This window comes from Arthrobacter sp. YD4, assembly GCF_030410515.1.
GTDB lineage: Bacteria > Actinomycetota > Actinomycetes > Actinomycetales > Micrococcaceae > Arthrobacter.
The window spans coordinates 473,825-500,334 of sequence record NZ_JAUHHD010000003.1 but is presented as its reverse complement, the minus strand read 5'-3'; the positions used below and the strand labels follow the sequence as shown (position 1 = coordinate 500,334).

Annotated in this window: 23 protein-coding genes; 9 read left to right on the top strand and 14 right to left on the bottom strand. The window is 69.7% G+C overall.

Annotated features, from left to right (window positions below):
- The first annotated feature begins 113 nt into the window (after positions 1-113).
- Positions 114-707 carry a DUF3043 domain-containing protein gene (locus QWJ39_RS10815; RefSeq protein WP_290257794.1) on the top strand — a complete coding sequence of 198 codons (594 nt, stop codon included), beginning with the start codon at positions 114-116 and terminating at the stop codon, positions 705-707.
- A gap of 110 nt (positions 708-817) precedes the next feature.
- Here the strand turns inward: QWJ39_RS10815 and QWJ39_RS10810 are convergent, their stop codons facing one another.
- Positions 818-1,891 (bottom strand): quinone-dependent dihydroorotate dehydrogenase, encoded by a 1,074-nt coding sequence (locus QWJ39_RS10810; RefSeq protein ID WP_290257793.1) that lies wholly within the window; start codon positions 1,889-1,891, stop codon positions 818-820.
- A 79-nt stretch (positions 1,892-1,970) separates the two neighbouring features.
- Here QWJ39_RS10810 and QWJ39_RS10805 point away from each other — a divergent pair, with 79 nt between their 5' ends.
- Together QWJ39_RS10805 and QWJ39_RS10800 are read left to right on the top strand one after the other, a co-directional pair.
- Positions 1,971-3,671, top strand: a complete 1,701-nt coding sequence (locus QWJ39_RS10805; protein ID WP_290257792.1) for an FAD-binding dehydrogenase — start codon at positions 1,971-1,973, stop codon at positions 3,669-3,671.
- A 44-nt stretch (positions 3,672-3,715) separates the two neighbouring features.
- Positions 3,716-4,696: an alpha/beta hydrolase gene (locus QWJ39_RS10800; protein ID WP_290257896.1), complete on the top strand. Its 981-nt coding sequence runs from the start codon at positions 3,716-3,718 to the stop codon at positions 4,694-4,696.
- Here QWJ39_RS10800 and QWJ39_RS10795 read toward each other — a convergent pair.
- From QWJ39_RS10795 to leuA, 3 genes are all read right to left on the bottom strand, one after another.
- Positions 4,666-5,508 (bottom strand): isoprenyl transferase, encoded by an 843-nt coding sequence (locus tag QWJ39_RS10795; RefSeq protein WP_290257791.1) that lies wholly within the window; start codon positions 5,506-5,508, stop codon positions 4,666-4,668. The two genes, QWJ39_RS10800 and QWJ39_RS10795, sit on opposite strands and share 31 nt — an antisense overlap.
- Positions 5,509-5,510: 2 nt before the next feature.
- On the bottom strand, positions 5,511-6,266 hold the full coding sequence (gene recO, locus QWJ39_RS10790; RefSeq protein ID WP_290257790.1) for a DNA repair protein RecO: 756 nt from the start codon (positions 6,264-6,266) through the stop codon (positions 5,511-5,513).
- Positions 6,267-6,388: 122 nt separating this feature from the next.
- A complete protein-coding gene (gene leuA, locus QWJ39_RS10785) occupies positions 6,389-8,128 on the bottom strand; it encodes a 2-isopropylmalate synthase (protein WP_290257789.1) in 1,740 nt (579 codons plus the stop codon).
- A 254-nt stretch (positions 8,129-8,382) separates the two neighbouring features.
- Between leuA and QWJ39_RS10780 the strand changes: the two genes are divergently transcribed.
- Positions 8,383-10,335 carry a M13-type metalloendopeptidase gene (locus QWJ39_RS10780; protein WP_290257788.1) on the top strand — a complete coding sequence of 651 codons (1,953 nt, stop codon included), beginning with the start codon at positions 8,383-8,385 and terminating at the stop codon, positions 10,333-10,335.
- A 78-nt stretch (positions 10,336-10,413) separates the two neighbouring features.
- Here the strand turns inward: QWJ39_RS10780 and QWJ39_RS10775 are convergent, their stop codons facing one another.
- From QWJ39_RS10775 to QWJ39_RS10755, 5 genes are all read right to left on the bottom strand, one after another.
- The gene (locus QWJ39_RS10775; protein ID WP_290257787.1) at positions 10,414-12,000 is read right to left on the bottom strand and encodes an LCP family protein; all 1,587 of its coding nucleotides are present in this window, start codon (positions 11,998-12,000) and stop codon (positions 10,414-10,416) included.
- A 106-nt stretch (positions 12,001-12,106) separates the two neighbouring features.
- Entirely contained in the window at positions 12,107-13,066 is a 960-nt protein-coding gene (era, locus tag QWJ39_RS10770; protein ID WP_290257786.1) for a GTPase Era, read from the bottom strand.
- Positions 13,050-14,381, bottom strand: a complete 1,332-nt coding sequence (locus QWJ39_RS10765) for a hemolysin family protein (RefSeq protein WP_290257785.1) — start codon at positions 14,379-14,381, stop codon at positions 13,050-13,052. The genes era and QWJ39_RS10765 overlap by 17 nt, the downstream gene beginning before the upstream one ends.
- Positions 14,378-14,851, bottom strand: a complete 474-nt coding sequence (ybeY, locus tag QWJ39_RS10760; RefSeq protein WP_290257784.1) for an rRNA maturation RNase YbeY — start codon at positions 14,849-14,851, stop codon at positions 14,378-14,380. The genes QWJ39_RS10765 and ybeY overlap by 4 nt, the downstream gene beginning before the upstream one ends.
- On the bottom strand, positions 14,848-15,936 hold the full coding sequence (locus tag QWJ39_RS10755; protein WP_290257783.1) for a PhoH family protein: 1,089 nt from the start codon (positions 15,934-15,936) through the stop codon (positions 14,848-14,850). Before QWJ39_RS10755 ends, ybeY begins: the two co-directional genes overlap by 4 nt.
- Before the next feature lie 502 nt (positions 15,937-16,438).
- Here QWJ39_RS10755 and QWJ39_RS10750 point away from each other — a divergent pair.
- Complete coding sequence (locus QWJ39_RS10750) at positions 16,439-17,347, top strand: GerMN domain-containing protein (RefSeq protein WP_290257895.1); 909 nt, start codon at positions 16,439-16,441, stop codon at positions 17,345-17,347.
- A gap of 77 nt (positions 17,348-17,424) precedes the next feature.
- Here the strand turns inward: QWJ39_RS10750 and QWJ39_RS10745 are convergent, their stop codons facing one another.
- From QWJ39_RS10745 to hrcA, 3 genes are all read right to left on the bottom strand, one after another.
- A complete protein-coding gene (locus tag QWJ39_RS10745) occupies positions 17,425-18,216 on the bottom strand; it encodes a 16S rRNA (uracil(1498)-N(3))-methyltransferase (protein WP_290257782.1) in 792 nt (263 codons plus the stop codon).
- Between the two features lie 2 nt (positions 18,217-18,218).
- Positions 18,219-19,349, bottom strand: coding sequence for a molecular chaperone DnaJ (gene dnaJ / locus QWJ39_RS10740; protein ID WP_290257781.1), 1,131 nt, complete (start codon positions 19,347-19,349; stop codon positions 18,219-18,221).
- 66 nt (positions 19,350-19,415) lie between these two features.
- Positions 19,416-20,429 carry a heat-inducible transcriptional repressor HrcA gene (gene hrcA, locus QWJ39_RS10735; protein WP_290257780.1) on the bottom strand — a complete coding sequence of 338 codons (1,014 nt, stop codon included), beginning with the start codon at positions 20,427-20,429 and terminating at the stop codon, positions 19,416-19,418.
- 243 nt (positions 20,430-20,672) lie between these two features.
- On the opposite strand from hrcA, the gene QWJ39_RS10730 reads away from it, so the two are divergent.
- Both QWJ39_RS10730 and QWJ39_RS10725 read left to right on the top strand, forming a co-directional pair.
- Positions 20,673-21,530, top strand: coding sequence for a DUF3097 domain-containing protein (locus QWJ39_RS10730; protein ID WP_290257779.1), 858 nt, complete (start codon positions 20,673-20,675; stop codon positions 21,528-21,530).
- Between the two features lie 127 nt (positions 21,531-21,657).
- Entirely contained in the window at positions 21,658-22,077 is a 420-nt protein-coding gene (locus tag QWJ39_RS10725; RefSeq protein WP_290257778.1) for a DUF4870 domain-containing protein, read from the top strand.
- A 90-nt stretch (positions 22,078-22,167) separates the two neighbouring features.
- Here QWJ39_RS10725 and hemW read toward each other — a convergent pair whose 3' ends face one another.
- Together hemW and lepA are read right to left on the bottom strand one after the other, a co-directional pair.
- Positions 22,168-23,406: a radical SAM family heme chaperone HemW gene (gene hemW, locus QWJ39_RS10720; protein WP_290257777.1), complete on the bottom strand. Its 1,239-nt coding sequence runs from the start codon at positions 23,404-23,406 to the stop codon at positions 22,168-22,170.
- A 2-nt stretch (positions 23,407-23,408) separates the two neighbouring features.
- The gene (gene lepA, locus QWJ39_RS10715) at positions 23,409-25,262 is read right to left on the bottom strand and encodes a translation elongation factor 4 (protein ID WP_290257776.1); all 1,854 of its coding nucleotides are present in this window, start codon (positions 25,260-25,262) and stop codon (positions 23,409-23,411) included.
- 170 nt (positions 25,263-25,432) lie between these two features.
- Between lepA and QWJ39_RS10710 the strand changes: the two genes are divergently transcribed.
- Positions 25,433-25,978 (top strand): type II toxin-antitoxin system PemK/MazF family toxin, encoded by a 546-nt coding sequence (locus tag QWJ39_RS10710; RefSeq protein WP_290257775.1) that lies wholly within the window; start codon positions 25,433-25,435, stop codon positions 25,976-25,978.
- A gap of 184 nt (positions 25,979-26,162) precedes the next feature.
- Positions 26,163-26,423 (top strand): 30S ribosomal protein S20, encoded by a 261-nt coding sequence (gene rpsT, locus QWJ39_RS10705; protein WP_290257774.1) that lies wholly within the window; start codon positions 26,163-26,165, stop codon positions 26,421-26,423.
- Positions 26,424-26,510: the final 87 nt, after the last annotated feature.

Below are 26,510 nucleotides of genomic sequence, written 5' to 3'. Positions count from 1 at the left end.
CACCACAGGCCCCGCCGGAGGCACGGCGCGGGCGCCGGCACGCGCTCCGGCGCCCGCGTCCGCCGCCGCGTCATCGGGGCGGGAGCGGCACCCCTGCAGGGTAGTCTGTAGGGGTGTTTGGACGGAAAAAGGAAGCGCCCTCGGCGCAGGATGTAGTTGACCAGCAGGTGGCCGCGGCTCGTACCCCCACCGCCGGCAAGGGCGCGCCCACCCCGAAGCGCAGCGCCCAGGAAGCGGCCCGCAAGCGGCCCCTGGTGCCGCAGGACCGCAAGGCCTCGCGCGCCGCGGAGCGCACCGCGGTGGCCGAGCAGCGGCTGAAGATGCGCCAGGCCATGGACACCGGCGACGAGAAGTTCCTCCCGCTCCGGGACAAGGGTCCGCAGAAGCGCTTCGCCCGTGACTACGTGGACGCCCGCTACAGCCTGGGTGAATACCTGATGTTCGGTGCGCTGGTCTTCGTGGTCATCTCCCTGCTGGTGCCCGCCAGCAGCGAGCAGATGATCTACGTCCTGGGCGCCTTCTGGGTGATGTTCCTGGCCGTCTTCGTCGATGTCTTCTTCCTGTCCCGGAAGCTGAAGAAGCGCCTCACGGAGAAGTTCGGCGACGTCGAACGCGGCACGGTCTGGTACGGCTCGATGCGTTCGCTGCAGTTCCGCCGCCTGCGCATGCCCAAGCCCCAGGTCGGCCGCGGCGAGTACCCGGCCTGACCCCACCACCAGCCCACTAAAAACCCCCGGCAGCCTCGCTGCCGGGGGTTTTCGCATCTGTGGGTGCTGCTGCCTGGGAGGGCGTTGCGTGTCCCGCGGGGGCCCTTCGCCTAGCGACGGACGGGGTGCTTCGCCAGGTACCGGTTGATCCGCGCCGCCCAGAACGGGCCCTCGTAGAGGAAAGCGGTGTACCCCTGGACCAGGGTGGCGCCGGCCTCGAGCCGGGCACGGACGTCCTCGCCCGATTCCACCCCGCCCACCGAGACGAGGGTCAGCGCGCCGCCGGTCGCCGCCTTCAGCCGGGCCAGGACTTCCAGGGACCGCTTCTTCAGCGGAGCGCCGGAGAGACCCCCGGCCCCGCAGGACTCCACGGCATCCGGGTCGGAGGCCAGCCCCGTGCGCCCGATGGTGGTGTTGGTGGCGATGATGCCGTCGAGCTTGAGGTCCAGCGCCAGCCGGGCGACGTCGTCGATGTCCTCGTCGCTGAGGTCCGGGGCGATCTTGACCAGCAGCGGAACGTGCCGTCCGGCGGCGGAGTCGGCCGCCTCCCCCACGGCGGTCAGCAGCGGGCGCAGGGTCTCGACGTCCTGCAGCAGCCGCAGGCCGGGGGTGTTGGGGGAACTGACGTTGACCACCAGGTAGTCCGCGGCCGGCGCCAGGCTGCGCGCGCTGATGAGGTAGTCCGCGACCGCGTCCTCAAGTTCCACCACCTTGCTCTTGCCGATGTTGATGCCGATCACCGGCCGCACGGTCCGGTAGCGGCGCTGCAGCGCCGCGCGCGCGGCGCGGAGACGGGGCGCGACGGCGGCGGCGCCGTCGTTGTTGAAGCCCATCCGGTTGATCACGGCGCGGTCCTCAATCAGGCGGAACAGCCGCGGCGACGGGTTCCCGGGCTGGGCCTGGCCGGTGATGGTGCCCACCTCGATGTGGCCGAAGCCCAGGTCCGTGAGGGCCTCGATGCCGTGGCCCTCCTTGTCGAAGCCGGCGGCCAGGCCGAACGGTGAGGGGAAGGTCAGGCCGAACGCCTCGGTCCGCAGCGACGGCGCCGGTGCCGTGAGCCGCTGCAGCAGCCGGCCCGCACCGCAGCGGTGGGCGAGGCGGATGCCCTGGAAGCCGATCTTGTGGGCACGCTCGGCGTCCATCCAGGAGAAGGCAAGCCGGAAGAAGGTGGGGTAAAGGCGCATGGTCCTAGTTTTCCGGGTCCGGCGCGACAAATCCAACCGGCGCGGGCAGGTGTCCCGGGCCGGGCGCTAGCATGATGCCATGACCCGCGATGAAGCAGTCCCCGCCCGCTCCCCGGGCTCCCCCTCCCCCGCCCGGATTGAGGCGGACGTGCTGGTGGTGGGCGCCGGCCTGGCCGGGCTGGTCGCCGCGTCCCAGGCCTACGCGGCGGGACGCCGGGTGGCGGTGCTGGACCAGGAACCCGAGGCCTCCGCGGGCGGCCAGGCCCACTGGTCCTTCGGCGGGCTTTTCCTGGTCAACACCCCGGAACAACGCCGCCTGGGCGTCCGGGACAGCGCCGAGCTGGCCCTCGCCGACTGGTTCGCCTCCGCCGGGTTCGACCGCGAGGAGGACGCCTCCGCCCGGCAGTGGGCCGAGGCGTACGTGGATTTCGCCGCCGGTGAGAAGCGGTCCTGGCTGGCCTCCCTCGGCGTCGGGCTGTTCCCGCTCGTGCAGTGGGCCGAACGCGGCGGCTACGGACCCGACGGCCACGGCAACACGGTGCCCCGCTTCCACGTCGCCTGGGGTACCGGCCCCGCGATCGTGGCACCATTCCTGGCCAAGCTCCGGGAGGGCCAGGCCGCCGGGCGGGTGAGCTTCCATTTCCGGCACCGTGCCACCGGGCTGACGACGACGGCGGGCCGGGTCAACGGGGTGCACGGCGCCGTGCTCGCACCGAGCACCGCCCCCCGCGGCGAACAGTCCTCCCGGGAGGAGGCGGGCAGCTTCGAGGCCTCCGCGGCGGCGGTGATCGTCACCAGCGGCGGAATCGGCGGCAACCACTCGGCCGTACGCGCCCAGTGGCCGGGCGGAAACGCCCCGGCGGAGATGCTCTCCGGGGTGCCGGCCTCCGTGGACGGGGAGTTCCTGGGGGCGGTGTCCCGGGCCGGCGGAACCCTGGTCAACGGCGACCGGCTGTGGCACTACCCCGAGGGCATCCACAACCACTCTCCCGTCTGGCCCCGGCACGGCATCCGCATCCTGCCCGGGCCGTCCGCGCTCTGGCTCGATGCGACCGGACGGACGCTGCCGGCTCCGCTGTTCCCGGGTTTCGACTCCTTGGGCGCGCTCCGGCACATCCTGGGCACCGGGCACGCCCACTCCTGGTTCGTGCTGAACCGCAGCATCGCGCTTAAGGAATTCGCCCTCTCCGGCTCGGAACAAAACCCTGACCTCACCGGCAAGGACCTGCGCCTGCTGGCCACCCGGCGGCGGCCCTCCCCGGACAACCCCCTGCAGCGGTTCCTGGACCGCGGGGTCGACTTCCTGCAGGCCGCAACCCCGCACGAACTGGCCGCCCGGATGAACGAGCTGGCCGGCGGCGGACTGATCGACGCGGATGGACTGGAGCGCACCATCCGTGCCCGGGACCGCCAGTTTGCCAGCGGCCTGGGCAAGGACCCGCAGCTGGCCGCCATCCGCGCCGCCCGCCGCTTCGCCACGGACAAGCTCATGCGCGTGGCACCGCCGCACCCGTTGCTCGATCCGCGGCACGGCCCGCTGCTGGCCGTCCGGCTCTCGGTCCTGACCCGCAAGAGCCTGGGCGGGATCCGGACCGACCTGCAGTCCCGGGTGCTGGACGCGTCCGGCGCACCGGTGGACGGGCTGTACGCCGCCGGCGAGGCGGCAGGTTTCGGCGGCGGCGGCATCCACGGCTACCGCGCCCTGGAGGGGACGTTCCTGGGCGGGTGCCTGTTCTCCGGGCGGGCCGCCGGGCGCGCCGCCGCGGCGGCCGTGGCCTAGGCAGACGTCCAGCGCAGGGAGGACGGACGGTGGCCGACGAGGGGCTGCAGTGGCAGCAGGACATCCTGGGCGAGGATTTCGCCGCGTGCACTTTCACCGCGGCGGGCCCGGACGGCGTCGAACGCGAAGCCACGCTGGTCCGTCACGTCCCCTCCCTGGGCGCAGGCCGGCGGCCGCGCCGGGCGGTACTGTTCCTACACGGCTGGAGCGACTACTTCTTCAACGAGGAGCTCGCGGAATTCTGGACCGGGCACGGTTTCGACTTTTTCGCCCTGGACATGCACAACCACGGACGCAGCCTGCGGCCGGGCACCCACGGCGGCTACGTGGCGGACCTGGCCGACTACGACGCCGAGATCACGACGGCCATCGCGATCGTCCGGTCGATGGGGGCGGGCGGCCGGTACCCGGTCACGCTGATGGGCCACTCCACCGGCGGCCTGATCGCGGCGCTGTGGGCCAGCCGCCACCCGGGAAACGCCGCGCAGCTGGTGTTGGACAGCCCGTGGCTGGAGATGCACGGCACCCCCGTCCTCCGCCGCGCGGCCCGAACCATGGTGGAACCCCTCGCCCGGTTCCGGCCCGAGTCCGTGATCCGGCTGCCGGCGCGGCCGTTCTACTGGCGCAGCATCAGCAGCGCCGCCGAGGGCGAGTGGCTGCTCGACGACGCCTACCGGCCGCCGCATGCCTTTCCAGTGCGGGCCGGCTGGCTCAGCGCCGTCCTGTCCGGGCAGACCCGGGTGGCACGGGGCCTGAACATCGACGTGCCCATCCTGGTCCTGATCTCCGGGGCGAGCGCCAACGGCATGTTCTGGAAGGAATCCATGCGCCGCACCGACGCCGTGCTGGACGTGAACACCATCGCCCTGCGCGCCCTGAGCCTCGGCCGGACCGTCACGCTGGAGAGGATCGACGGCGCACTGCACGACGTCTTCCTCTCCGCCCCCGGCGTCCGGGCGGACGCCTACGCCCGGCTGGCCCGCTGGATGACGGCCTACGCCCCTGAGGAGGGCGGCGCCGACTGAGCCGCGGCGTCCACGGCACCGCCGTAGCGACGGTCACGCCGGGCGTAGATCTCCACGGCCTCCCACAGGGTCCGGCGGTCCACGTCCGGCCAGAGCGTGTCCAGGAAGACGAACTCGGCGTAGGCGGACTGCCACAGCAGGAAGTTGGACAGGCGCTGCTCGCCGGAGCTGCGAAGGAACAGGTCAACGTCCGGCAGGTCGGGCTCGTCGAGGTACTTCTGGATGGTCTTCTCGGAGATAGCCGAGGGCTTCAGCCGGCCGGCGGCCACCTCCTCGGCGATCGCCGAGACGGCGTCGGCGATCTCCGCGCGGCCGCCGTAGTTAACACACATGTTCAGGGTGCAGGTGCTGTTACCGCGGGTGAACTCCTCGGCCTCCTCCAGCTCCTTGATGACCGAGCCCCACAGGCGCGGCCGCCGGCCGGACCAGCGGATCCGCACGCCCCACTCATTCATCTGGTTGCGCTGGCGACGCAGCACATCCTTGTTAAATCCCATCAGGAAGCGCACCTCTTCCGGGGAACGCCGCCAGTTCTCGGTGGAGAAGGCGTACACGCTCAGGTGCTTGATGCCGAGCTCGATCGCCCCGGCCACCACGTCCAGCAGCGCCGGCTCCCCCGCCTTGTGCCCCTCGATCCGCGGCAGTCCGCGCTGGTTGGCCCAACGGCCGTTGCCGTCCATGACGATCGCGACGTGCTGCGGCACCAGCTCGGCCGGAATGGCCGGCGGCACCGCGCCGGAGGGGTGCGGGTAAGGGGCCACCACGGGGGTGGTGCGCTGCGGGGTGGGGGTTTTCTTCTTGCCGAGGGCCACGGTCAGGTTCGCTCCACATGCTTGAGGGATTTGAGGACACGCTCCAGGTGCCACTGCAGGTAACTGGCCACCAGGCCTGCCGCCTCACGGCGGTGGACGGCCACGGACGCGTCCGCGGCAGTCCAGTTTCCGGTCAGCAGGGCACCGAGGAGGACGACGGTTTCCGGTGCCGGTGCGGGCGATCCGGGCGGGCGGCAGGCCGGGCAGACCATCCCGCCCAGGGGTGCCGAGAAGGCCGTGTGCGGGCCCGGCGCCCCGCAGCGGGCGCAGTCGGTGAAGCTGGGCGCCCAGCCGCCGGTGGACAGCGCGCGGAGCAGGTAGGAATCGAGGATCAGTTCCGGGGCGTGGTCGCCGCGGCTCAGCGACGCCAGCGCCCCGACCAGCAGGTTGTACTGGGCGGTGCCGGCCTCGCCGTCGACGTCGGTGAGCTTCTCGGCCGTTTCGGTCATCGCCGCGGCCACCGTGTAGCGGCCGTAGTCGGCCGCTATGCCGGTCCCGTAGGCGCCCTTCGCGACGGCCTGGGTGACCACGTCCAGGGTGCGGCCCGAGATCAGCTGCAGGTCCGCGACCATGAAGGGTTCCAGCCGGGCCCCGAAGCGGCTGCTGGTGCGGCGGACCCCCTTGGCGACGGCGCGGACCTGGCCGTGGTGCTTGGTCAGCAGCGTGATGATCCGGTCGGCCTCGCCGAGCTTATGGGTGCGCAGGACGACGGCGTCGTCCCGGTAGGCGCGCGCGGCGTAGGAGGATGGTTGGGCCACAGTTTTATCTTCGCACTGACTTCGCGTAATCGCCGCCGCGGGGCGCCCGCACCGCGGAAACAGCGCTGCGCCGCCGGAGTCTCCGGCGGCGCAGCGGCTGGGCTGGCGGGCTGGTCCGCTTTTTAGCCGCGGGCGTCCCGGATGGCCCGGTTGACGGCGGAGATGACGGCCTTCAGCGAGGCCATCGAGGTGTTGGCGTCGATGCCGACGCCCCAGAGGACCCGCTCGCCGACGGCGCATTCGACATACGCGGCCGCCTGGGCGCTCCCGCCCTCGGACAGGGCGTGCTCGCTGTAGTCCAGGACGCGGACGTCGACGCCGTCTTCGCGGAGGATGCTCAGCAGCGCCGCGATCGGGCCGTTGCCGGTGCCGGTGCGGCGCAGCGGCTTCCCGTCGACCTTCAGCGCGGCGGTGAGGGTCATGGTGCCGTCCTCGTCGGACTCGGTGCTGACCGCGCCGAGCGCGTAGCGGCCCCACTGGCCCTCGGCGGCCGAGGAGGGCAGGTACTCATCCTGGAACACCTGCCACAGCTGGGCGCCGCTGACCTCGCCGCCCACGGCGTCGGTGCGGCGCTGGATGACGCCGGAGAACTCGATCTGGGCCCGGCGCGGCAGGTCCAGGTTGTGCTCGTTTTTCAGCAGGTAGGCCACGCCGCCCTTGCCGGACTGCGAGTTCACCCGGATCACGGCCTCGTAGCTCCGGCCCAGGTCCTTGGGGTCGACCGGCAGGTACGGGACCTGCCATTCGTAGTCGGCCACGTCCTTGCCGGCGGCGGCGGCGTCGCGCTCCAGGGCCTCCAGGCCCTTCTTGATGGCGTCCTGGTGGGAGCCGGAGAAGGCGGTGAAGACCAGGTCGCCGCCGTACGGGGTGCGCTCGGCCACCGGCAGCTGGTTGCAGTATTCGACCGTGCGGCGGACCTCGTCGATGTCGGAGAAGTCGATCATCGGGTCGATGCCCTGGACGAACATGTTCAGGCCCAGGGTCACCAGGTCAACGTTGCCGGTCCGCTCACCGTTGCCGAAGAGGCAGCCCTCAATCCGGTCCGCGCCGGCCAGGTAGCCCAGCTCGGCGGCGGCGACGCCGGTGCCGCGGTCGTTGTGCGGGTGCAGGGAGAGGATGATCCCCTCGCGCGGGTGCAGGTGGCGGCTCATCCACTCGATCGAGTCGGCGTAGACGTTCGGGGTGGCCATCTCGACGGTCGCGGGCAGGTTGATGATCACCTGGCGGTCCGCGGAGGCTTCGAAGACGTCGGCGACGGCGTTGCAGACGCGCACGGCGTATTCCAGCTCGGTGCCGGTGAACGATTCGGGCGAGTACTCGTAGGTGATGTGCGTGTCCGCGAGGGTTTCCTCGTACTTTTTGCACAGCCGGGCACCCTGCAGGGCGATGTCCAGGATGCCGTCCTCGTCCTGGTTGAACACGACGCGGCGCTGCAGGACCGACGTCGAGTTGTAGAGGTGCACGATCGCCTGCTTGGCGCCGACCAGGGATTCGTAGGTCCGCTCGATCAGGTGCTCGCGGGCCTGGGTCAGGACCTGGATGGTGACATCGTCCGGGATGTGGTTGCCCTCGATGAGCTGGCGGACGAAGTCGAAGTCCGTCTGCGAGGCCGACGGGAAGCCGACCTCGATTTCCTTGTAGCCCATCCGGACCAGCAGGTCGAACATCTTCATCTTGCGTGCCGGGCTCATGGGATCGATCAGGGCCTGGTTGCCGTCGCGGAGATCAACGGCGCACCAGCGCGGGGCCTTGGTGATGACCTTGTCCGGCCAGGTCCGGTCCGGCAGTTCGACCGTGATCAGGTTCTGGAACGGGACGTAGCGGTGGACCGGCATACCTGAGGGCTGCTGTGCGTTTCGCATTACTTATCGGGGCCTTTTCTGTGATTCCTGATGAAAGGGTGGCCGGGCAACACAAACTCCGCAGCGAGGTTTGGCCTTGCGCTAGATCGCGTCTGAGGCCCCGCCGCGGCAGCTAAGAAGAAGCAGTTCTGCACGCACATTTTCACGATAACACGGTGCGTAAGATGAAGGAGCGATACCCCCAGCAACGTCCACCATGCAGACGCCGGCCCGGTCATCACGCCCGCGGCGGCGCCTGAACAGAAGGAGCCGCAGTGCCGCTTTCCGGGATTGACCAGTCCACCATCGACGACGCCGTCCGGCCGCAGGATGACCTGTACCGCCACTTCAACGGCGCCTGGCTGAAGTCCGCCACCATCCCCGATGACCGGCCGCTGGACGGTGCTTTCACCGCCCTCCGCGACGGCGCGGAGCTCGCGGTGCAGGAGATCATCCTGGCCGCCGGCGGCCGGGGCACGGAGGCCAGCGGCATCGAACGCAAGATCGGCGACCTCTACAACAGCTTCATGGACGAGGACGCCGCCGAGGCCAAGGGCGCCGAACCGATCCGGGAGCGGCTGGCCGAGGTGGCCGCCACCAGGTCCGTCGCCGAGCTGCTGCGGCTGGCCGGCCGCCTGTTCCGTGCCGACGTGTCCGGACTGTTCTACATCTACCCGGCTCCCGATGCCGGGAATCCGGACCGGATCCTGCTCTACACCGGGCAGGCTGGCCTGGGCCTGCCGGATGAGTCGTACTACCGGGAAGAACAGTTCGCCGCCACGGTCACCGCCTACCGGGAGCACGTGCGCACCATGCTGCAACTGGCCGGCGTCGCCGACGCGGAGGCCGCCGCGGGGCGCGTGGTGGAACTGGAAACGGCCCTGGCGTCCCACCACTGGGACAAGGTGTCCCTGCGCGATCCGCGGAAGACCTACAACCTGAAGACCGCCGACGAGGTGGCCGGGCTTTTCCCGCTCATGAACGACTGGTTCGACGCCGCCGGCATCGACGCGGACAAGCGCGCCGAGCTGGTGGTCAGCACCCCCGACTTCTTCACCGGCGCGGCGTCGCTGCTGGAGACGGTGCCGCTGGGCACCTGGCAGGAGTGGCTCGCCATGCGCGTCGTCAGCGCCGCAGCCCCGTATCTGTCCTCGGCGTTCGTGGACGCCAACTTCGCGTTCTACGGCACCACCCTCAGCGGCACCCCGCGCAACCGCGACCGCTGGAAGCGCGGCGTCGCCGTCGTCGAGGCCGCCCTGGGTGAGGCCGTGGGACAGATCTACGTGGCCCGGCACTTCCCGGAGTCGCACAAGGAACGCATGCGGGTCCTCGTGGGGAACTTGATCGAGGCCTACCGTGAATCGATCACCGGCCTGTCCTGGATGGGCGAGGACACCAAGCAGGAGGCGCTGAAGAAACTGGACGCCTTCCGGCCCAAGATCGGCTACCCGGAGAAGTGGATCGACTACTCCGCCGTCGTGATCGACAAGGACGACCTGCTCGGCAACGTGGAGCGCGCACACAACGCCGACGTCGACCGGCACCTGGACGAGGTGGGCAAGCCCGTGGACCGGGAGAAGTGGTTGATGACCCCGCAGACGGTCAACGCCTACTACCACCCGCTGCTGAACGAGATCGTCTTCCCGGCCGCGATCCTGCAGCCGCCGTTCTTTACCGCAGACGCGGACGACGCCGTCAACTACGGCGGCATCGGCGCGGTGATCGGGCACGAGATCGGCCACGGCTTCGACGACCAAGGCTCCCAGTACGACGGCGACGGCCTGCTGCGCAACTGGTGGACCGAGGCGGACCGCGGCGCGTTCGAGGCCCTCACCTCGAAGCTGGTGGCCCAGTTCGACGCCCTCTCCCCCGCCGAGGCCTCCGGCCGGCACGTCAACGGCAAGCTGACCCTCGGCGAGAACATCGGCGACCTCGGCGGCCTGACCATCGCCTACAAGGCCTACCTGATCAGCCTCGACGGCCAGGAGGCCCCCGTGCTGGACGGCCTGACCGGGGCACAGCGGTTCTTCGCATCCTGGGCAGCGGTCTGGCGCCAGGTGATCCGCAGCGAGGAGGCCATCAAGCGGCTCGCGACCGACCCGCACTCCCCCAACGAGTTCCGCACCAACGAGATCGCCCGGAACCTGGACGCCTTCCACGAGGCGTTCGGGACCACGGAACAGGACGGCATGTGGCTCGCCCCCGCGGAGCGCGTCAGCATCTGGTGACCTGACAGGCACATCGATACACGAGGAGGCCCGGGCGTTGACGCCCGGGCCTCCTCCGTACCTGCCGAATCCGTCCGGTCAGCGGACGATCATGGCGGGGTTGACCTGCTGGCAGACCGTGTCGCCGGCCGTCTGGTTCACGATGTCCGGCGGCAGCTGCGCGGACGCGGAGGTGGACGGCTGCGCGCCGGCCGCGTAGTCGGCCCCGAGGTAGGCCTGGACGCCGGTGACGTACGCCGCGGGGAGGACCTTGGAGGACGGGACGCCCAGCAGGGCGGCGACGTCCGCGGCGACGTCCGCGAAGTTCCCGCCGTAGTACACGGCGGTGGACGCGACGGCGGGCGCGGTGAACTGAGCGGTCTGGGTGAAACCGGCGGCGTTCAAGGCGGTCACCGCCTTCGCGGCGTTGGCCGCGTTGGAGCTGCCGTTGGCGACCGTGACCGGCTGCGCGGCCTTGTTGTAGGCGGCGGCGCTCGTGGCGGCCGGTGCGGGAGCGGACGACGCCGCGTCGGTGGCCCCCGCGGTGGGGGCGGCCGAGGCCGGGGCCTTCGGGTCGGTCAGGTCCACGTCGCTGCGGAGTGCGGCGAAGAGCTGGGACGCCGCAGGTTCGGCCAGTTGCAGGCGGTTGCTGTCCGAGACGGCCGGTTCTGTGGGGGTGGCAACGAAGGCGACCTTGCTGATGTCGATGTTCTTCAGCCGGTTGCCGACGGTGAGCAGGGTGGGCACGGAAGCCAGTCCATCGTCCACCGTGAGGTTTTTGGTGATGGCGTCGGCGATGCCGAGCATTCGGCCCGGGTTCGTCAGGGTGCCGTCATCCTTGATCTTGCGGACCAGGGAGGAGAGGAAGCCCTGCTGGGCCTTGATGCGGCCGAGGTCGCCGCCGTCGCCGAACGCGTGCCGGGTCCGGACGAAGGAGAGGGCCTGCTCGCCCTGGACCTTGGAGGTGCCCTTGGGCAGCCGCAGGCCGGAGTCGGGGTCGTAGACGGCGTCGCTGACGCAGACGTCCACGCCGCCGACGGTGTTGGAGAGTTCCTTGACGGAGTTGAAGTCGGCCATCATGAAGTGGTCGATCTCGAGGCCGGTGAGCTTGTTGACGGTGTCCACCGCGCAGCCGATGCCCGCCTCGGACATCGCCGAGTTGATCATGGCCTGGCGCTGGGCCGGGTATTCCTTCTTGGTCTTCTGGTCCACGCACTTGGGGATGTCCACCAGGAGGTCGCGGGGGAAGCTGATGACGCTGACGCGCTTGTTGTCCGCGGAGATGTCCATCATCATCATCACGTCGGAGTGGCCGTAGCCGGCGGAGTCCTCGGCGCTGCCGTACTCGGAGTTCTTGCCGTCGCGGGTGTCCGAGCCCAGGATCAGGATCTGCATCCGGTCCGTTGCCTCGTTGACGGCGTCCTCGGTGCGGCCGTTGCCGGCGCCGAGGGCCTGCTTGCTGATGTTCCCCTGCAGCCGGATGAACCAGTAGGACCCGAACGCGATCACGCCCACCAGGAGCACGGAGATCACGATGGTGGTGGCCTTCAGCCAGGTGGGGGTCCGGTGCGTTGCGCCCAGGTGCCGGGCGGGCCCGACGGAGGGGTCATCCGCGTGCCGGGCAGCGGCGCCTGACCGGGCCGGTGGAACGGTCCCGTCTGAACGGTTGTCACGGGGTCGAACCACGGATGGTGCCTTCCTTCGCGGAGTGGGTCTACCCATTTTAGTGCCCCGCGGCGGAAAAGCTGTGACCGGCCCCCGCCCTGCGCGGGTTGGGGCCGGCCGGGGAGGGTCAGAAGCCCAGCTTCACCAGCTGCTTCGGGTCCCGCTGCCAGTCCTTGGCGACCTTTACGTGCAGGTCCAGGTAGATCCGGGCGCCCAGCAGCGCCTCGATGCCCTTGCGCGCGTTGGTGCCGACTTCCCGGAGCCGGGAGCCGCCCTTGCCGATGATGATGGCCTTCTGCGAGGGCCGTTCGACGTACAGGTTGACGCGGACATCCAGGAAAGGACGGTCCTCGGGACGGTCCTCGCGCGGCACGATTTCCTCCACGACGACGGCCAGGGAGTGCGGCAGCTCGTCACGGACGCCCTCGAGCGCGGCCTCGCGGATCAGTTCGGCGATCATCACGGCCTCGGGCTCGTCCGTGAGGTGGCCGTCCGGGTAGAGCGGCGGCGACGGCGGCATGTGGCTGATCAGCACGTCGGCGACCGTGTCGACCTGGAAACCGTCGGCGGCGGAGACGGGCACGATGTCCTTCCAGCCCTCCTCCCCGAGAACCTCGCGGCCCAGGGCGGCGACGGCCAGCAGCTGCTCGGTGAGGGCCTGCCGGTCCACGGTGTCCGCCTTCGTGACCAGCGCGATCACGGGTTTGCGGCCGAGGGCGGCCAGCTGGGCGGCGATGAACTTGTCGCCGGGGCCGATCTTCTCGTTCGCCGGGAGGCAGAAACCGATCGCATCGACCTCGGCCAGGGTGTCCGCCACGAGTTCGTTCAGGCGCTTGCCGAGCAGGGTGCGGGGCCGGTGCAGGCCCGGGGTGTCCACCAGGACCAACTGCGAGTCCTCGCGGTGCACGATCCCGCGGATCGTGTGCCGGGTGGTCTGCGGCTTGGCGGAGGTGATGGCCACCTTCTGGCCCACCAGGGCGTTGGTCAGGGTGGACTTTCCGGCGTTGGGGCGTCCCACCAGCACCGCGAACCCGGCCCGGTACCCGCCGTAGGGCGCTCCGCCGTCGGACTTATTCTGCTTGCTCACGTGGAACTCCCTGTTGCATTGTGTCGGCCTCGTCGAGTAGCTCTCCAAGGTCAGTGTCTTCCTTTGGCGCGGCCGCCGCAATGACGTGGCTAACGCGGTTCCGGCGGCCCTCGAGCCGGTCGGCGCGGAGGGTCACGCCGTCGACCGTGACGGTGCTTCCCACGATCGGGACCCGGCCCAGGGCCTTCGCGAGCAGGCCGCCCACGGTGTCCACCTCGTCGTCGTCGAGCTCCAGGTCGAAGAGCTCGCCCAGGTCGTCGATGCTCATCTTGGCGCTCACCCGGTAGGTGCCGTCGCCCAGCTCGACGGCCTCGGCGGACTCTGTGTCGTATTCGTCGACGATCTCGCCGACGAGTTCCTCGATCAGGTCCTCCAGGGTGACCAGGCCGGCGGTGCCGCCGTATTCGTCGATGACGATGGCCACGTGGGTGGATTCCTTCTGCAGCTCGCGCAGCAGTTCGCTGACGGGCTTGGAGTCGGGAACGTAGCGCACCTCGCGGGCGAGGGCGTCCACCGCGGGCGGTTCGACGCCGGGTTCCAGGTTGTGGATCACGGCGGCGACGTCCTTGAGGTAGACGATGCCGAGGACCTGGTCGGTGTTCTCGCCGATCACGGGGATCCGGGAATAGCCGGAGCGGAGGAACAGGGACATGGCCCGGTGCAGGCTGGAGCCGGAATCGATGGTGAGGATGTCCGTGCGGGGCACCATCACGGCGCGGACCAGGGTGTCGCCGAAGTCGAAGACGGACTGGATCAGTTCCGCCTCGTCGTTCTCGATCACCTCGGATTCGCTGGCGCGTTCGACGAGTTCGCGGAACTCCTCTTCGCTGAAGAAGGCCTCGTTGTCCGCCGGGGCGCCGGGGGCGACGGCGCTGCCGAGGGTGACCAGCCAGCCCGGGATGGGGCCGAGAACCCAGCAGAGCCAGCGGATCAGCGGCGCGGAGAAGCGCACCAGCCCGGCGGAGTGCACCCGGCCCAGCTGGCGCGGGGAAACTCCCACGATCACGAAGCCGAGGATCGCCATGATGCCGGTGGCGATCAGGCCGGCCAGCCAGACGTTGTCCAGCACGCTGTGCAGCAGCACGGTCACGGCCACGGCGGAGGCCATCTCGAACCAGATCCGCCAGAACCGCAGGGCACGCATGTGCGCCACCGGCTGGGCGAGGATCCGTTTGAGGGCGGTGCCGCGGCTGTTCAGCACCGCCGCCTCGGCGTCGTGCCGTGGGAGGTAGTTGAAGGCTGCCTCGGCCGCTGTCAAAAGCGCGGCAAAACTCAGGAAGACCAGCGACATGCCGGCCAGGATCAGTGGGGTCACTGAATCGTCTCTGCCGGGGCTTCCCGGCCGGTGAAGCCGGAGAGGAGTTCGCGCTGCAGGCCGAACATCTCTTCCTTCTCCTCCGGCTCGGCGTGGTCGAAGCCGAGCAGGTGCAGGATGCCGTGCGTGGTGAGGAGCAGCATCTCGTCCTGGGTGGAGTGGCCGGCGTTCTGGGCCTGGATCTCGGCGACCTGCGGGCAGATGGCGATGTCACCGAGCATGCCCTGCGGGGTGGGCTTGTCCGGGGTGCCGGGGGTCAGCTCGTCCATCGGGACGGAGAGGACGTCGGTGGAACCCGGCTCGTCCATCAGTTCGATGTGCAGCTTTTCCATCGCGGGCTCGTCCACCAGCAGGATGGACAGCTCCGCCTGCGGGTGGATGAAGAGCCGTTCGAAGACGTACCGGGCCAGCGCCACCAGTTCGGCCTCGTCGACGGCGATGCCGGATTCGTTGTTGACCTCGATGCTCATGCGTGTTCTCCCCGGTTGTCCCGGGCGACGGAGTGCTTGACCCGGTTTCGTTGTGTTTCGTCCCAGGCGCTGTAGGCGTTGACGATGTCGCCCACCAGCCGGTGCCGGACGACGTCGGCGGCGTCCAGGACGGAAAAGTTGACGTCCTCGATGCCCTGCAGGATGTCCTCGACGATCCGCAGGCCGGACCGGGTGCCAAACGGCAGGTCCACCTGGGTGATGTCGCCGGTGACCACCATCTTGGAGCCGAAGCCCAGGCGGGTGAGGAACATCTTCATCTGCTCCGGCGTCGTGTTCTGGGCCTCGTCCAGGATGATGAAGGCGTCGTTCAGGGTCCGGCCACGCATGTACGCCAGCGGGGCCACCTCGATGGTGCCCGCGGCCATCAGGCGCGGGATGGACTCCGGGTCCATCATGTCGTGCAGCGCGTCGTAGAGCGGCCGCAGGTAGGGATCGATCTTGTCGCTCAGCGTTCCGGGCAGGAAGCCGAGCCGCTCACCGGCCTCGACGGCGGGGCGGGTGAGGATGATCCGGCTGACTTCCTTCTGCTGCAGCGCCTGCACGGCCTTGGCCATGGCCAGGTAGGTCTTGCCCGTGCCGGCGGGACCGATGCCGAAGATCACGGTGTTCGCGTCGATGGCGTCCACGTAGTTCTTCTGGTTCAGCGTCTTGGGCCGGATGGTCTTGCCGCGGCTGGAGAGGATGTTGGTGGTCAGCACCTCCACCGGGTTCTGCAGCGACTGGCTGCGGAGCATGGAGACGAGCTGCTGCAGGACGGCCGGGGTGATGACCGTGCCGCGGGCCACCAGGCCGCGCACCTCGTTCAGGAGCCGCATGATCCGGGGGACGTCCGCCGGCGGGCCGCTGATGGAGAGTTCGTTTCCGCGGACGTGGAAGTCGACGCCGGGGTACTGGGATTCGATGTAGCGCAGCGCCTCGTCGTGGCTGCCCAGCGACTGCACCATCTGGCCCGAGTTCTCGAAGACCACGACCTCCGTCCGCACGCCTGGGATGGAGTGGGGAAATTCCCCGGTGGTGCGTTCGCCCGCGGTGGTCCGGGCCTTGCCGTTGGCTGCTTCAGTCATGGTGATGGCCCGCGGGCCTCTGGTTCCCTCCAGCTCGAATATGCTCCGTCGCCGCCGCTCCCGTCTGGCCGCCGTGAGGTGCGGCGTCGCCGGGTCCGGCGGTCCTCCCATCTTACGTCAGGAGACCGCCGCCGTGCCGCGCTCCAGGCCCGGCCGGACGGGGCGCCCCAACGCAGGGCCGCCGTCGCCACCGGCCGCTTCCACGGCGCCTTCCGGTGGCCCGCCCGACGCCCTGTTCGACGTCCCGTCGACGCCGTGGCGGCAGCGGTTAGCCGGCTTTAGGTATCAACTTCATATCGGCCTCATATCGTTCCCGTTGCAGTTTGTTCGGGTGCCCCGCTTCCCCGCCGGCGGGCACCTCCCCTGTGCCATGCTGGATTGGGCCTATCGGTCCCGGCCGGCGACGGCCCGCACATCAACGACCACCGCGAGAGGGAGCACCGCAATCGGCATCAAGGGCGCCAGCAGTCAGGGCACGAGGACCGCGACGGCGGCACGGCGCATGCGCCGCGGCCTGCTGCTGGTCGTGCTGCCCGCTTCCCTGGTGCTCTCCGGTTGCGTCGCCAACCCCCGGCAGGACATCACCGATGCCGGCTCCCCCACCCAGACGGTGCCGGGACCCGCGGACGGGACCACCGCCACGAGCGCCCCGCTGGAATCCGCGCAGGCCTCCAACAAGGCCCCGGTGTACTGGATCGGCCGCAGCAACAACAACGTCTTCCTCTACCGCGAATTCCGGGACGTCTCCGAGGACGACAACCCCGTGACCCGCGCGTTGCGGGTGATGATGTCCCAGAAGCCGCTGGACCCTGACTTCTTCACCCCGTGGCAGAATCCGCGCAAGCTCGCCACGTCGATCTCCGGCAAGAACACCATCACGGTGGACGTGTCCTCCGACGCGTTCAACAGCAACCTCGACGCCGACATGGCCGGGCGCGCCATCCAGCAGCTGGTCTACACGGCCACCGCCGCCGCGGCCAGCGCCGGGCTGACGGACTCCGGGCAGCAGATCCAGGTGGTCATCCTTGTGGACGGCCACACCGACTACGTCGCGTTCAACCGGGTCCGGCTGGGCGCACCCACCTCCCGCAGCGCCGGCATGGTGGCGCCGGTGTGGATCATCGACCCGCAGGAGGGCACCACCGTGGCCGACGGCGCGGTAAAGATCTCCGGCCGCAGCACCTCGCCGGGCGGGAAGCTCCGCTGGGAGATCCAGAAGGTCGACGGCAACGCCAAGACCCCGTACCAGAGCGGCATGATGACCGCGGCGGCAGACGCGCAGCAGTCGGGGCTGTTCAGCTTCACCCTGAACCTGGGACCAGGCAGCTACGAGGCGCGGGTGTCCCAGGTGGACGCGAACGGCAAGGCCACCGAGCTCAACGTCGACACCCGCGGCTTCACGGTTAAGTAGCCCGGTCCAATAGCACCGTCAAATAGCCCGGTTAATTGACCACCTAAAACACCGCTAAGCAGCCTGCCGGGTAGCCGCTACCAGCGGCCCAGGATGTCGCTGGCCAGCACGGTGGCCGCGGGCCCGGCGGTGGAGGACCGCAGCACGTGGTGCCCCAACAGCGCGGTCACGGCCCCGGCATCACAGAGCCGGGTGACCTCCCGCGGGCTGATCCCGCCCTCCGGTCCCACGATCAGCAGCACCTCGCGCGGCGCCGCGCCGTCGTCCGCGCTATTAACGCTCTCCTGCCAGTCGGCCAGCACCCGGCGCAGCGGCCGGACGGCGTCTTCGTGCAGGATGACGGCGAGGCCGCCGGAAGTCACCGTGGCGGCGACGGCCGCCTGCAGCGAGCCGCCGTCCACCGCGGCGCGGACCTCGGGGATCCAGGCCCTGCGGGCCTGTTTCGCCGCCGCCGTCACCACGGACTGCCACTTGGCGTGCGCCTTCGCGGCGCGTTCGGGCTTCCAGCGGACGATCGACCGTTCGGCCTGCCACGGGACGACGGCGTCGATCCCCAGCTCCGTCGCGGTCTCGGCCGCGAGTTCGTCCCGGTCACCCTTCGCCAGGGCCTGCACCAGCACCAGCCGCACCGCGGGACGCGGCTCGTCGTTGACCGCGGTGCACTCGAGCGTCAGCTCCTGGGGCCCGGCGGCGGTGACCGTGCCGGTGATCCGGCGGCCGGCGCCGTCGGCGATGTCCACCTGCTCCCCCGCAGCGAGGCGCTTGACCGTGACGGCATGCCGCGCCTCGGCGCCGTCCAGCACGAAGGTGGAACCGGGGGCCTGGTTGTCCAGGGTTCCGGCGGGGGTGAAGAAGACCGGATTGCTCACCGCTACAGGTTACCGAGGCGGTCCCGCAGCTTGGCGAAGACCCCGCCGCTGGCGGCCAGCTTGCCCTCGGTGAACTGCTCGCCGCGGAGCTTGGCCAGCTGGCGCATGAGGTCCTCCTGGGCGGCGTCGAGCTTGGCGGGGGTCTCCACCTGGAGGTGGACCTTGAGGTCGCCTCGGCCGTAGCCGCGCAGGTGGGTGACGCCGAGGCCGCGCAGGGTGATGACCTCGCCGGACTGGGTGCCGCTCTTGACGTCGATCTCCTGCTGCCCGTCGAAGGTGTCCAGGGTCAGCTCGGTGCCCAGGGCCGCGGCCGTCATCGGAATGGTGAGGCTGGCGTGCAGGTCGTCGCCCTCGCGGACGAAGGTCGGGTCGTTGTTGACCCGGATCTCCACGTACAGGTCGCCGGAGGGGCCGCCCGCCGGGCCGGCCTCGCCCTGGCCGGACAGCTGGATCCTGGTGCCGGTGGCGACGCCGGCGGGGACCTTGACGGTCAGCGACCGACGGCTGCGGATCCGGCCCTGGCCGGCACACTCGTTGCAGGGGTCCTTAATGACGGTGCCGAAGCCCTCGCAGCTGCCGCACGGGGCGGTGGTCATGACCTGGCCCAGGATGGAGCGGACCGGGCGCTGGACCTGGCCGCTGCCGCCGCAAATGTCGCAGCGTTCCGGGTGGCTGCCCTCGCGGCAGCAGGAGCCCTCACAGGTGGGGCAGGTGACGGCGGTGTCCACCTCGAGCTTCTTGTTGACCCCGAAGACGGCGTCGCGCAGCTCGATCCGGACGCTGATCAGCGCGTCCTGGCCGCGGCGGACGCGGGAGGCCGGGCCGCCGGCTCCGGCGGCACCGCCGAAGAAGGTCTCGAAGATGTCCTGGAACGCGAAGCCCTGACCGGCGTAGCTGCCGCCGCCGAAGCCGTTGTCCGTGCCGTTCTCGTTGCCGGTGGTGTCGTAGACGCGGCGCTTCTGCGGGTCGGAGAGCACCTCGTAGGCGTGGGTGACCGCCTTGAAGCGCTCGGACGCGTCCTCGCCCGGGTTGACGTCCGGGTGCAGGGTCCGCGCGAGTTTGCGGTAGGCCTTCTTGATTTCCTCGCCGGTTGCTTCGCGGGAGACTCCAAGAACGTCGTAGTGGCTGCTCAAAGTGTGTATCTCTTCCTTTTTGTACTGCCGGTGCTGGGCGACAAGCCTGGTGGTGGATCCGGCCGGTCAGGGCCCGAGGATCCGTGAAAGGTAGCGGGCCACCGCGCGGACGGCGGCCATGGTGGTGGGGTAATCCATCCGGGTGGGGCCGAGGATGCCCACCTTGGCGGTGGCGTCGGGGCCGTACCCGGTGGCCACCACGGAGGCCTCGGAGAGCCCGTCGTAGGGGTTCTCCCGGCCGATGCTGACGGTCACGCCGCGGGGGTCCTCGGCCATGTCCGAGAGCAGCCGGAGCATGACCACCTGCTCCTCGAGGGCCTCGAGGACGGGGCCAATGCTCAGCGGGAAGTCAACGTTGGAGCGGGCGAGGTTGGCCGTGCCGGCCATCACCATCCGCTCCTCGCGGCTGCTGGCGGCCAGCGCCTCCAGTCCGCGGGCCAGCGCCTGGGCGGCGCCGCGGCGGGCGGGGGCGGTGCTGTCGACGACGTCGGGCAGGGTCTGCGGGAGCAGGCTCAACGGGGTGCCGCCGAGCCGGCCGAGGAAGACGCCCCGCAGCTCGGCGAGGGTTTCGTCGCCAAGGTCCTGGCCGACGTCGATGACGCGCTGTTCGACCTTGCCGGTGTCCGCGATGAGCACGGTCAGCACTTTTCGCGGTGCCAGCAGCACGAACTCGATGTGCCGCACCCGGGCCCGGCTGAGCAGCGGGTACTGCACCACGGCCACCTGGTTGGTCAGTTGCGCCAGCAGGCGCACCGTCCGGTCCAGGACGTCGTCGAGGTCTTCGGAGCCCTCCAGCAGGGCCTGGATGGCCCGCCGCTCCGCCGGGGACAGCGGCTTGACCGCGGAGATGCGGTCCACGAAGAGCCGGTAGCCCTTGTCCGTGGGGATCCGTCCGGCGCTGGTGTGCGGGGCGGTGATCAGCCCCTCGTCCTCCAGCGCGGCCATGTCGTTGCGGATCGTTGCGCTGGAGACGCCCAGGCGGTGGCGTTCCACCAGCGCCTTGGAGCCCACGGGTTCACGGGAATGGACGTAGTCCTCCACGATGGCGCGCAGCACTTCGAGTTTGCGTGGTTCGCTCACGCCGCACCTCCAATCGAGCCTCAACCGTCAACCGGCGCCCGCCGCCCGGAAGAACCCGGGGGTTAGCACTCGGCATGCCTCAGTGCTAACCAGTCTAATATGTCCGGCCGCGTTGTTAGCATTGGATTCGCTCCGGGCGTGACCGTGGCAAGCCGGGCGACTGCCCGGCGCGGCCGGCCACCACCCCGGCCCGACGCCGTCCCCCGTTGCAGTTCCGCCCCGATGCAAAGCAGTGTGTAACCGATGTCCTATCAGAACTGGGGCCCGCAGGACCTCACCGCCCCCGCCCCTTCCCAGCTGCCCGAGGTCCCGGTGCAGCGCGGCATGGTCCTCGAGGACGTGCAGTCCGGCTGGGTTGGTGCCGTCACCCGGGTGGAGAAGTCCGGCGGCATGCACGTCGTGGCCCTTGAGGACCGGCGCGGGAAGTCCCGGACTTTCCGCCTCGGCTACGGCTTCCTCCTGGAGGGCCGGCCCATCCGGCTGATGCCGCCGGCACCCCGGGCGGCCGCAGGACCGGCAGCCGGGACGCGCACGGCGTCCGGCTCGGTGCGCGTGGAGGGCCAGCGGGCGCAGGTAGCCAAGGCCAGCCGGATCTGGGTTGAGGGCAAGCACGACGCCGAACTGGTCGAGAAGGTCTGGGGCGACGATCTCCGGGTCGAGGGCATCGTCGTCGAGCCCCTGCACGGCATCGACGATCTCGCGGGCGCGGTCAGGGACTTCCGCCCGGGTCCCGCCCGGCGCCTCGGCGTCTTGGTGGACCACCTGGTGGCCGATTCCAAGGAATCCCGGATCGCCGAGGCCGTCATGGCTTCCCCCGGAGCCCGCGGCAACGTCCTGATCGTCGGCCACCCGTACATCGACGTCTGGCAGGCTATCCGGCCGTCCGTGCTGGGCATCGAACGCTGGCCCGTGATCCCCCGCGGCGTGGACTGGAAGACCGGCATCCTGACCGCCTGCGGCTGGCCGCACAGCACCAAGGAGGACATCGGGTTGGGCTGGCAGAAACTCCTCGGCGCCGTCCGCAGCTATGCCGACCTGGAACCCTCGCTTCTGGGCCGGGTGGAGGAGGTCATCGACTTCCTCACCGCCCCGGAACAGTAGGGCCCGTCCGGCAAGGTGGCGGGCGTCGGCGCCCAAGCAAGTATTCTTGATACGGTGGCCGCCGCGTTGTGACGGTGGCCGCGCCCGCACAGGTACCAACGCTCCACCGCAATCCAAAGGACGAAACGTGGCAGAAGACGCACGCGAACACACGGACCCCCAGGCCGGTCACGGCCAGTCGCAGTACCATGGCGTTCCCGCAAATGCGCTTCCCCTGACCGCCAGCGAGGACCGTCAGTGGGCCACCCTGTCGCACTTCGGAGGCATCCTCGGCTGCATCCCGTCGCTGCTGATCTACCTGATCTTCAAGGACCGCGGCCCCTTCACCGCCCAGGAGTCCAAGGAAGCGCTGAACTTCACCCTGCCGCCGACGATCGCGGCCGTGGTGGCCAACCTGCTGGTGTTCGTCCCCGTGGTGGGCAACCTGTTCGCGGTCCTGGCCACGGTCATCTGGATCGCGCTGGCCTGCTTCTCCGTGGCGGCCGGCATCCACGTCAACCGCGGCCAGCCGCACCGCTACGAGTTCAACCTGCGCTGGATCAAGTAGCGCCGGTTCCCACAACGTCAACGGGCACCCCGGGATTTCTCCCGGGGTGCCCGTTTTTGTCTGGTGTGCGCGGCTCGCCGGCCCGGCGGGTCAGTCCGGCAGCAGCCGTCGGACGACGGCGTCGGCCAGGAGGCGGCCCTTCAGCGTGAGGACCAGCCGGCCGCGGAAGGCCTGTGCCGGTTCCACGAGTCCGTCGGCGATCAGTCCCGCGACGGCGTGCCGGCCGGTTTCCTCCAGCCCGCCCAGGCTGGGGATGTCCAGGCCCGAGACCAGCCGCGCCTCGAGCATGATGCGCTCGATATTGCGGGTCTCCGAGTCCAGGGTTTCCCGGCCGGCCGCCGGGGAGGCGCCGGAGTCCAGCCGCGCGGCGTAGGCGACGGGGTGCTTGACGTTCCACCAGCGGACTCCGCCGACGTGAGAGTGGGCCCCCGGACCGATCCCCCACCAGTCGTCGCCGCGCCAGTAGGCGAGGTTGTGGCGGCAGGCCTGCTCCGGCGTCGCCGCCCAGTTACTGACCTCGTACCAGCCCAGCCCGGCGGCGGAAATGAGTTCGTCGGCCAGTTCGTACTTGGCCGCGTGGTCGTCGTCGTCGATCCCCGGGACCTCGCCGCGGCGGATCTGGGCGGCGAGCTTGGTGCCCTCCTCGACGATCAGGGCGTAGGCGCTGATGTGGTCCGGGCGGTAGGACAGGGCCGTCTCCAGTGAATGGCGCCAGTCCTCCAGCGACTCACCGGGCGTGCCGTAGATCAGGTCGAGGCTGACGGCCAGCCCGGCCTCCCGTGCCCACTCGACCACCAGGGGCACCCGGCTGGGCGTGTGGGTCCGGTCCAGGACCTTGAGCACGTGCGGCACGGCGGATTGCATCCCGAAGGACACCCGGGTGAAGCCGGCGTCGGCCAGGAGCTGAAGGGACTCGCGGGTCACCGAGTCCGGGTTCGCCTCGGTGGTCACCTCGGCGCCGGGGGCAAGGCCCCAGGTGTCAACGGCGGCGCGCAGGATGCGGGCCAGGTCTTCCGCAGGGAGGAGGGTGGGGGTGCCGCCGCCGAAGAAGACGGTGCTGAGCGGACGCTCCGGCAACCCGGAATCGGCCAGGGCGCGGGCCGCGAACCCGACCTCCGCGACGGCGGTGTCTGCGTAGGCATCCTGGGACGCCCCGCCGCCGAGTTCCGTGGCGGTGTAGGTGTTGAAGTCGCAGTAACCGCAGCGCACCGCGCAGAACGGGATGTGGACGTAGAGCCCGAAGGCCCGGCCCCCGGCGCCCTCCAGCGCCTGGGCGGGCAGCAGCCCGTCCGACGGCGCGGGGTCGCCGAGGGGTAGTGCGCTTGGCATGATTACTTCTTGGCCTTGTCCTTGGATTCTTCCGTGGTCAGGGCGGCGATGAACGCCTCCTGCGGCACCTCGACGCGGCCCACCATCTTCATGCGCTTCTTGCCTTCCTTCTGCTTCTCGAGCAGTTTGCGCTTTCGGGTGATGTCACCGCCGTAGCACTTGGCCAGCACGTCCTTGCGGATGGCGCGGATGCTCTCGCGGGCAATGATGCGGGAGCCGATCGCAGCCTGGATGGGCACCTCGAACTGCTGCCGCGGGATCAGTTCACGCAGCTTGCCGGTCATCATCACACCGTAGGCGTAGGCCTTGTCCCGGTGGGTGATGGCGCTGAATGCGTCCACCTGCTCGCCCTGGAGCATGATGTCGACCTTGACCAGGTCGGCGACCTGGTCGCCGTCGGCCTTCCAGTCCAGCGAGCCGTAGCCGCGGGTGCGGGACTTGAGGATGTCGAAGAAGTCGAAGACGATCTCGGCCAGCGGCAGGCGGTAGCGAATCTCAACGCGGTCCTCGGAGAGGTAGTCCATGCCGCCCATGACGCCGCGGCGGCTCTGGCAGAGCTCCATGATGGCGCCGACAAACTCGTTCGGCGCGAGGATCGTGGCGGAAACCATCGGCTCGCGGACCTCGGCAACCTTGCCAGTGGGGTATTCGCTGGGGTTGGTCACGTGGATGACCTTCTTGTCCTCCAGCGTCACCTCGTACTCGACGTTCGGGGCGGTGGAGATCAGGTCCAGGTTGTATTCGCGTTCCAGCCGTTCCCGGGTGATTTCCAGGTGCAGCAGACCCAGGAAGCCCACGCGGAAGCCGAAGCCCAGCGCGGCGGAGGTCTCCGGCTCGTAGACCAGCGCGGCGTCGTTGAGCATCAGCTTCTCCAGTGCGTCGCGGAGGACCGGGTAGTCGGTACCGTCCAGCGGGTACAGGCCGGAGAAGACCATGGGCTTGGCGTCCGCGTAGCCGGCCAGCGACTGCGTGGCGGGCTTGGCCATGTTGGTGACGGTGTCGCCCACCTTGGACTGGCGGACGTCCTTCACGCCGGTGATCAGGTAGCCCACCTCGCCGACGCCCAGGCCCTTGGACGGCGTGGGCTCCGGGGAGCTGACCCCGATCTCCAGCAGTTCGTGGGTGGCGCGGGTGGACATCATCTGGATGCGTTCGCGCGGGTGGAGCATGCCGTCGACAACGCGGACGTAAGTCACCACGCCGCGGTAGGTGTCGTAGACCGAGTCGAAGATCATGGCCCGGGCGGGGGCATCGGGATCGCCGACGGGGGCGGGCAGGTCGCGGACGATCTTGTCCAGGAGGGCCTCGACGCCGGCGCCGGTCTTGCCGGAGACCCGCAGCACGTCCTCCGGGTCGCCGCCGATCAGGTTCGCGAGCTCCTCGGCGTACTTCTCCGGCTGGGCGGCCGGCAGGTCGATCTTGTTCAGGACCGGAATGATGGTGAGGTTGTTCTCCATCGCCAGGTAGAGGTTGGCGAGGGTCTGCGCCTCAATGCCCTGCGCGGCATCGACCAGCAGCACGGCGCCCTCACAGGCGGCCAGGGACCGGGACACCTCGTAGGTGAAGTCGACGTGGCCGGGGGTGTCGATCATGTTCAGCGCGTAGCTGGTGCCCTCGAGCTCCCACGGCATCCGGACGGCCTGCGACTTGATGGTGATGCCGCGTTCCCGCTCGATGTCCATGCGGTCCAGGTATTGGGCCTTCATGTCACGGGACTGGACGATGCCGGTGAACTGGAGCATCCGGTCGGCGAGCGTGGACTTGCCGTGGTCAATGTGCGCAATGATGCAGAAGTTCCGGATGAGGGCCGGATCTGTTGCGGCAGGCACCGGGGCGGTGCGGGCCATGGGAGACACGCAGGGTCCTAACTCTTGGCTGAACTGGTGAAGGTTTTGTCCGCGGGCTGAACAGCCGGCGTCGCGCCGTGCTGCCGAAGGCCGCAATTCTCGTCTCCTTAGTCTCCCACGTCCGGGCGCGTGGGTCTGCATTCCGGCCCGTCCGAACCCGGCGCCGGTAGGGTTTGCCCATGGCATTGAACCTTCGCTCCCTCGGCAAGGCCGTCCGCGGCACGCTCCGCTTCCTTGGCATCGGTGGCGCGCCGGCCGCTCCCCCGGCACGGCGCCGCCCGGCCGGGACGTCGTCCGGTACGCGCCGCGGCGGACCTGTTCCCGGCTCCTATCCCGGGGACTTCCGCGGCAAGGCCACGGTCAGGTATGCGCCGAACGCCAACGGGGTGCCCGAGCCCGGGGAGATCGTCTGGACCTGGGTGCCGTTCGAGGAGGACCACAGCCAAGGCAAGGACCGCCCCGTGCTGCTGGTGGGAAGCAAGGGACGTTATCTCCTCGGCCTGATGCTCACCAGCAAGGACCACGACGGCGATCCGCGGCGGGCGGCGAACTACGTGGACATCGGCACGGGGCCCTGGGACCGTCAGTGGCGGCCCAGCGAGGCGCGGCTGGACCGGGTTCTGCAGATCGACCCGGCGGCCGTCCGCCGGGAGGGTGCCATTCTGGATGCCGGCAGGTTCCGCGGAGTGGCAACGGCGCTTCGCGACCGGCAGGGCTGGTCCTGACGGCCATCCGTCACCGGGCATCTCGTCATCAGGCGGGCGTTTCTGCTATTATTGACAGCTGTGTGTCCGTGCAGGTCGACGGCCACAGATGGTTGGTCGCCATAGGTATCCCCACGCCGCTCAGTCAATGGCCAATCTGAAAGCCCTCTAGACCATTTTCCGCATTGAAAAAGAGAGTTCACACGTGGCTAATATCAAGTCCCAGAAGAAGCGCATCCTGACCAACGAAAAGGCTCGCCTGCGCAACAACGCAGTCAAGTCCGAGCTGAAGACGGCCATCCGCGCCGTCAACACCGCCGTTGCGTCCGACGACAAGGATGCCGCATCTGCTGCACTGGTTTCCGCCAGCCGGAAGCTCGACAAGGCTGTCAGCAAGGGTGTTCTGCACAAGAACAACGCTGCAAACCGCAAGTCGGCGATCTCCAAGAAGGTCAACGCACTCTAAGGTTTTCCAGTTCAGCTGAACTGATGATTGTGGCCGGCACCGCCAAGGTGCCGGCCACAGCCAGTTAACCCGGCTTTCCGGGTCGCC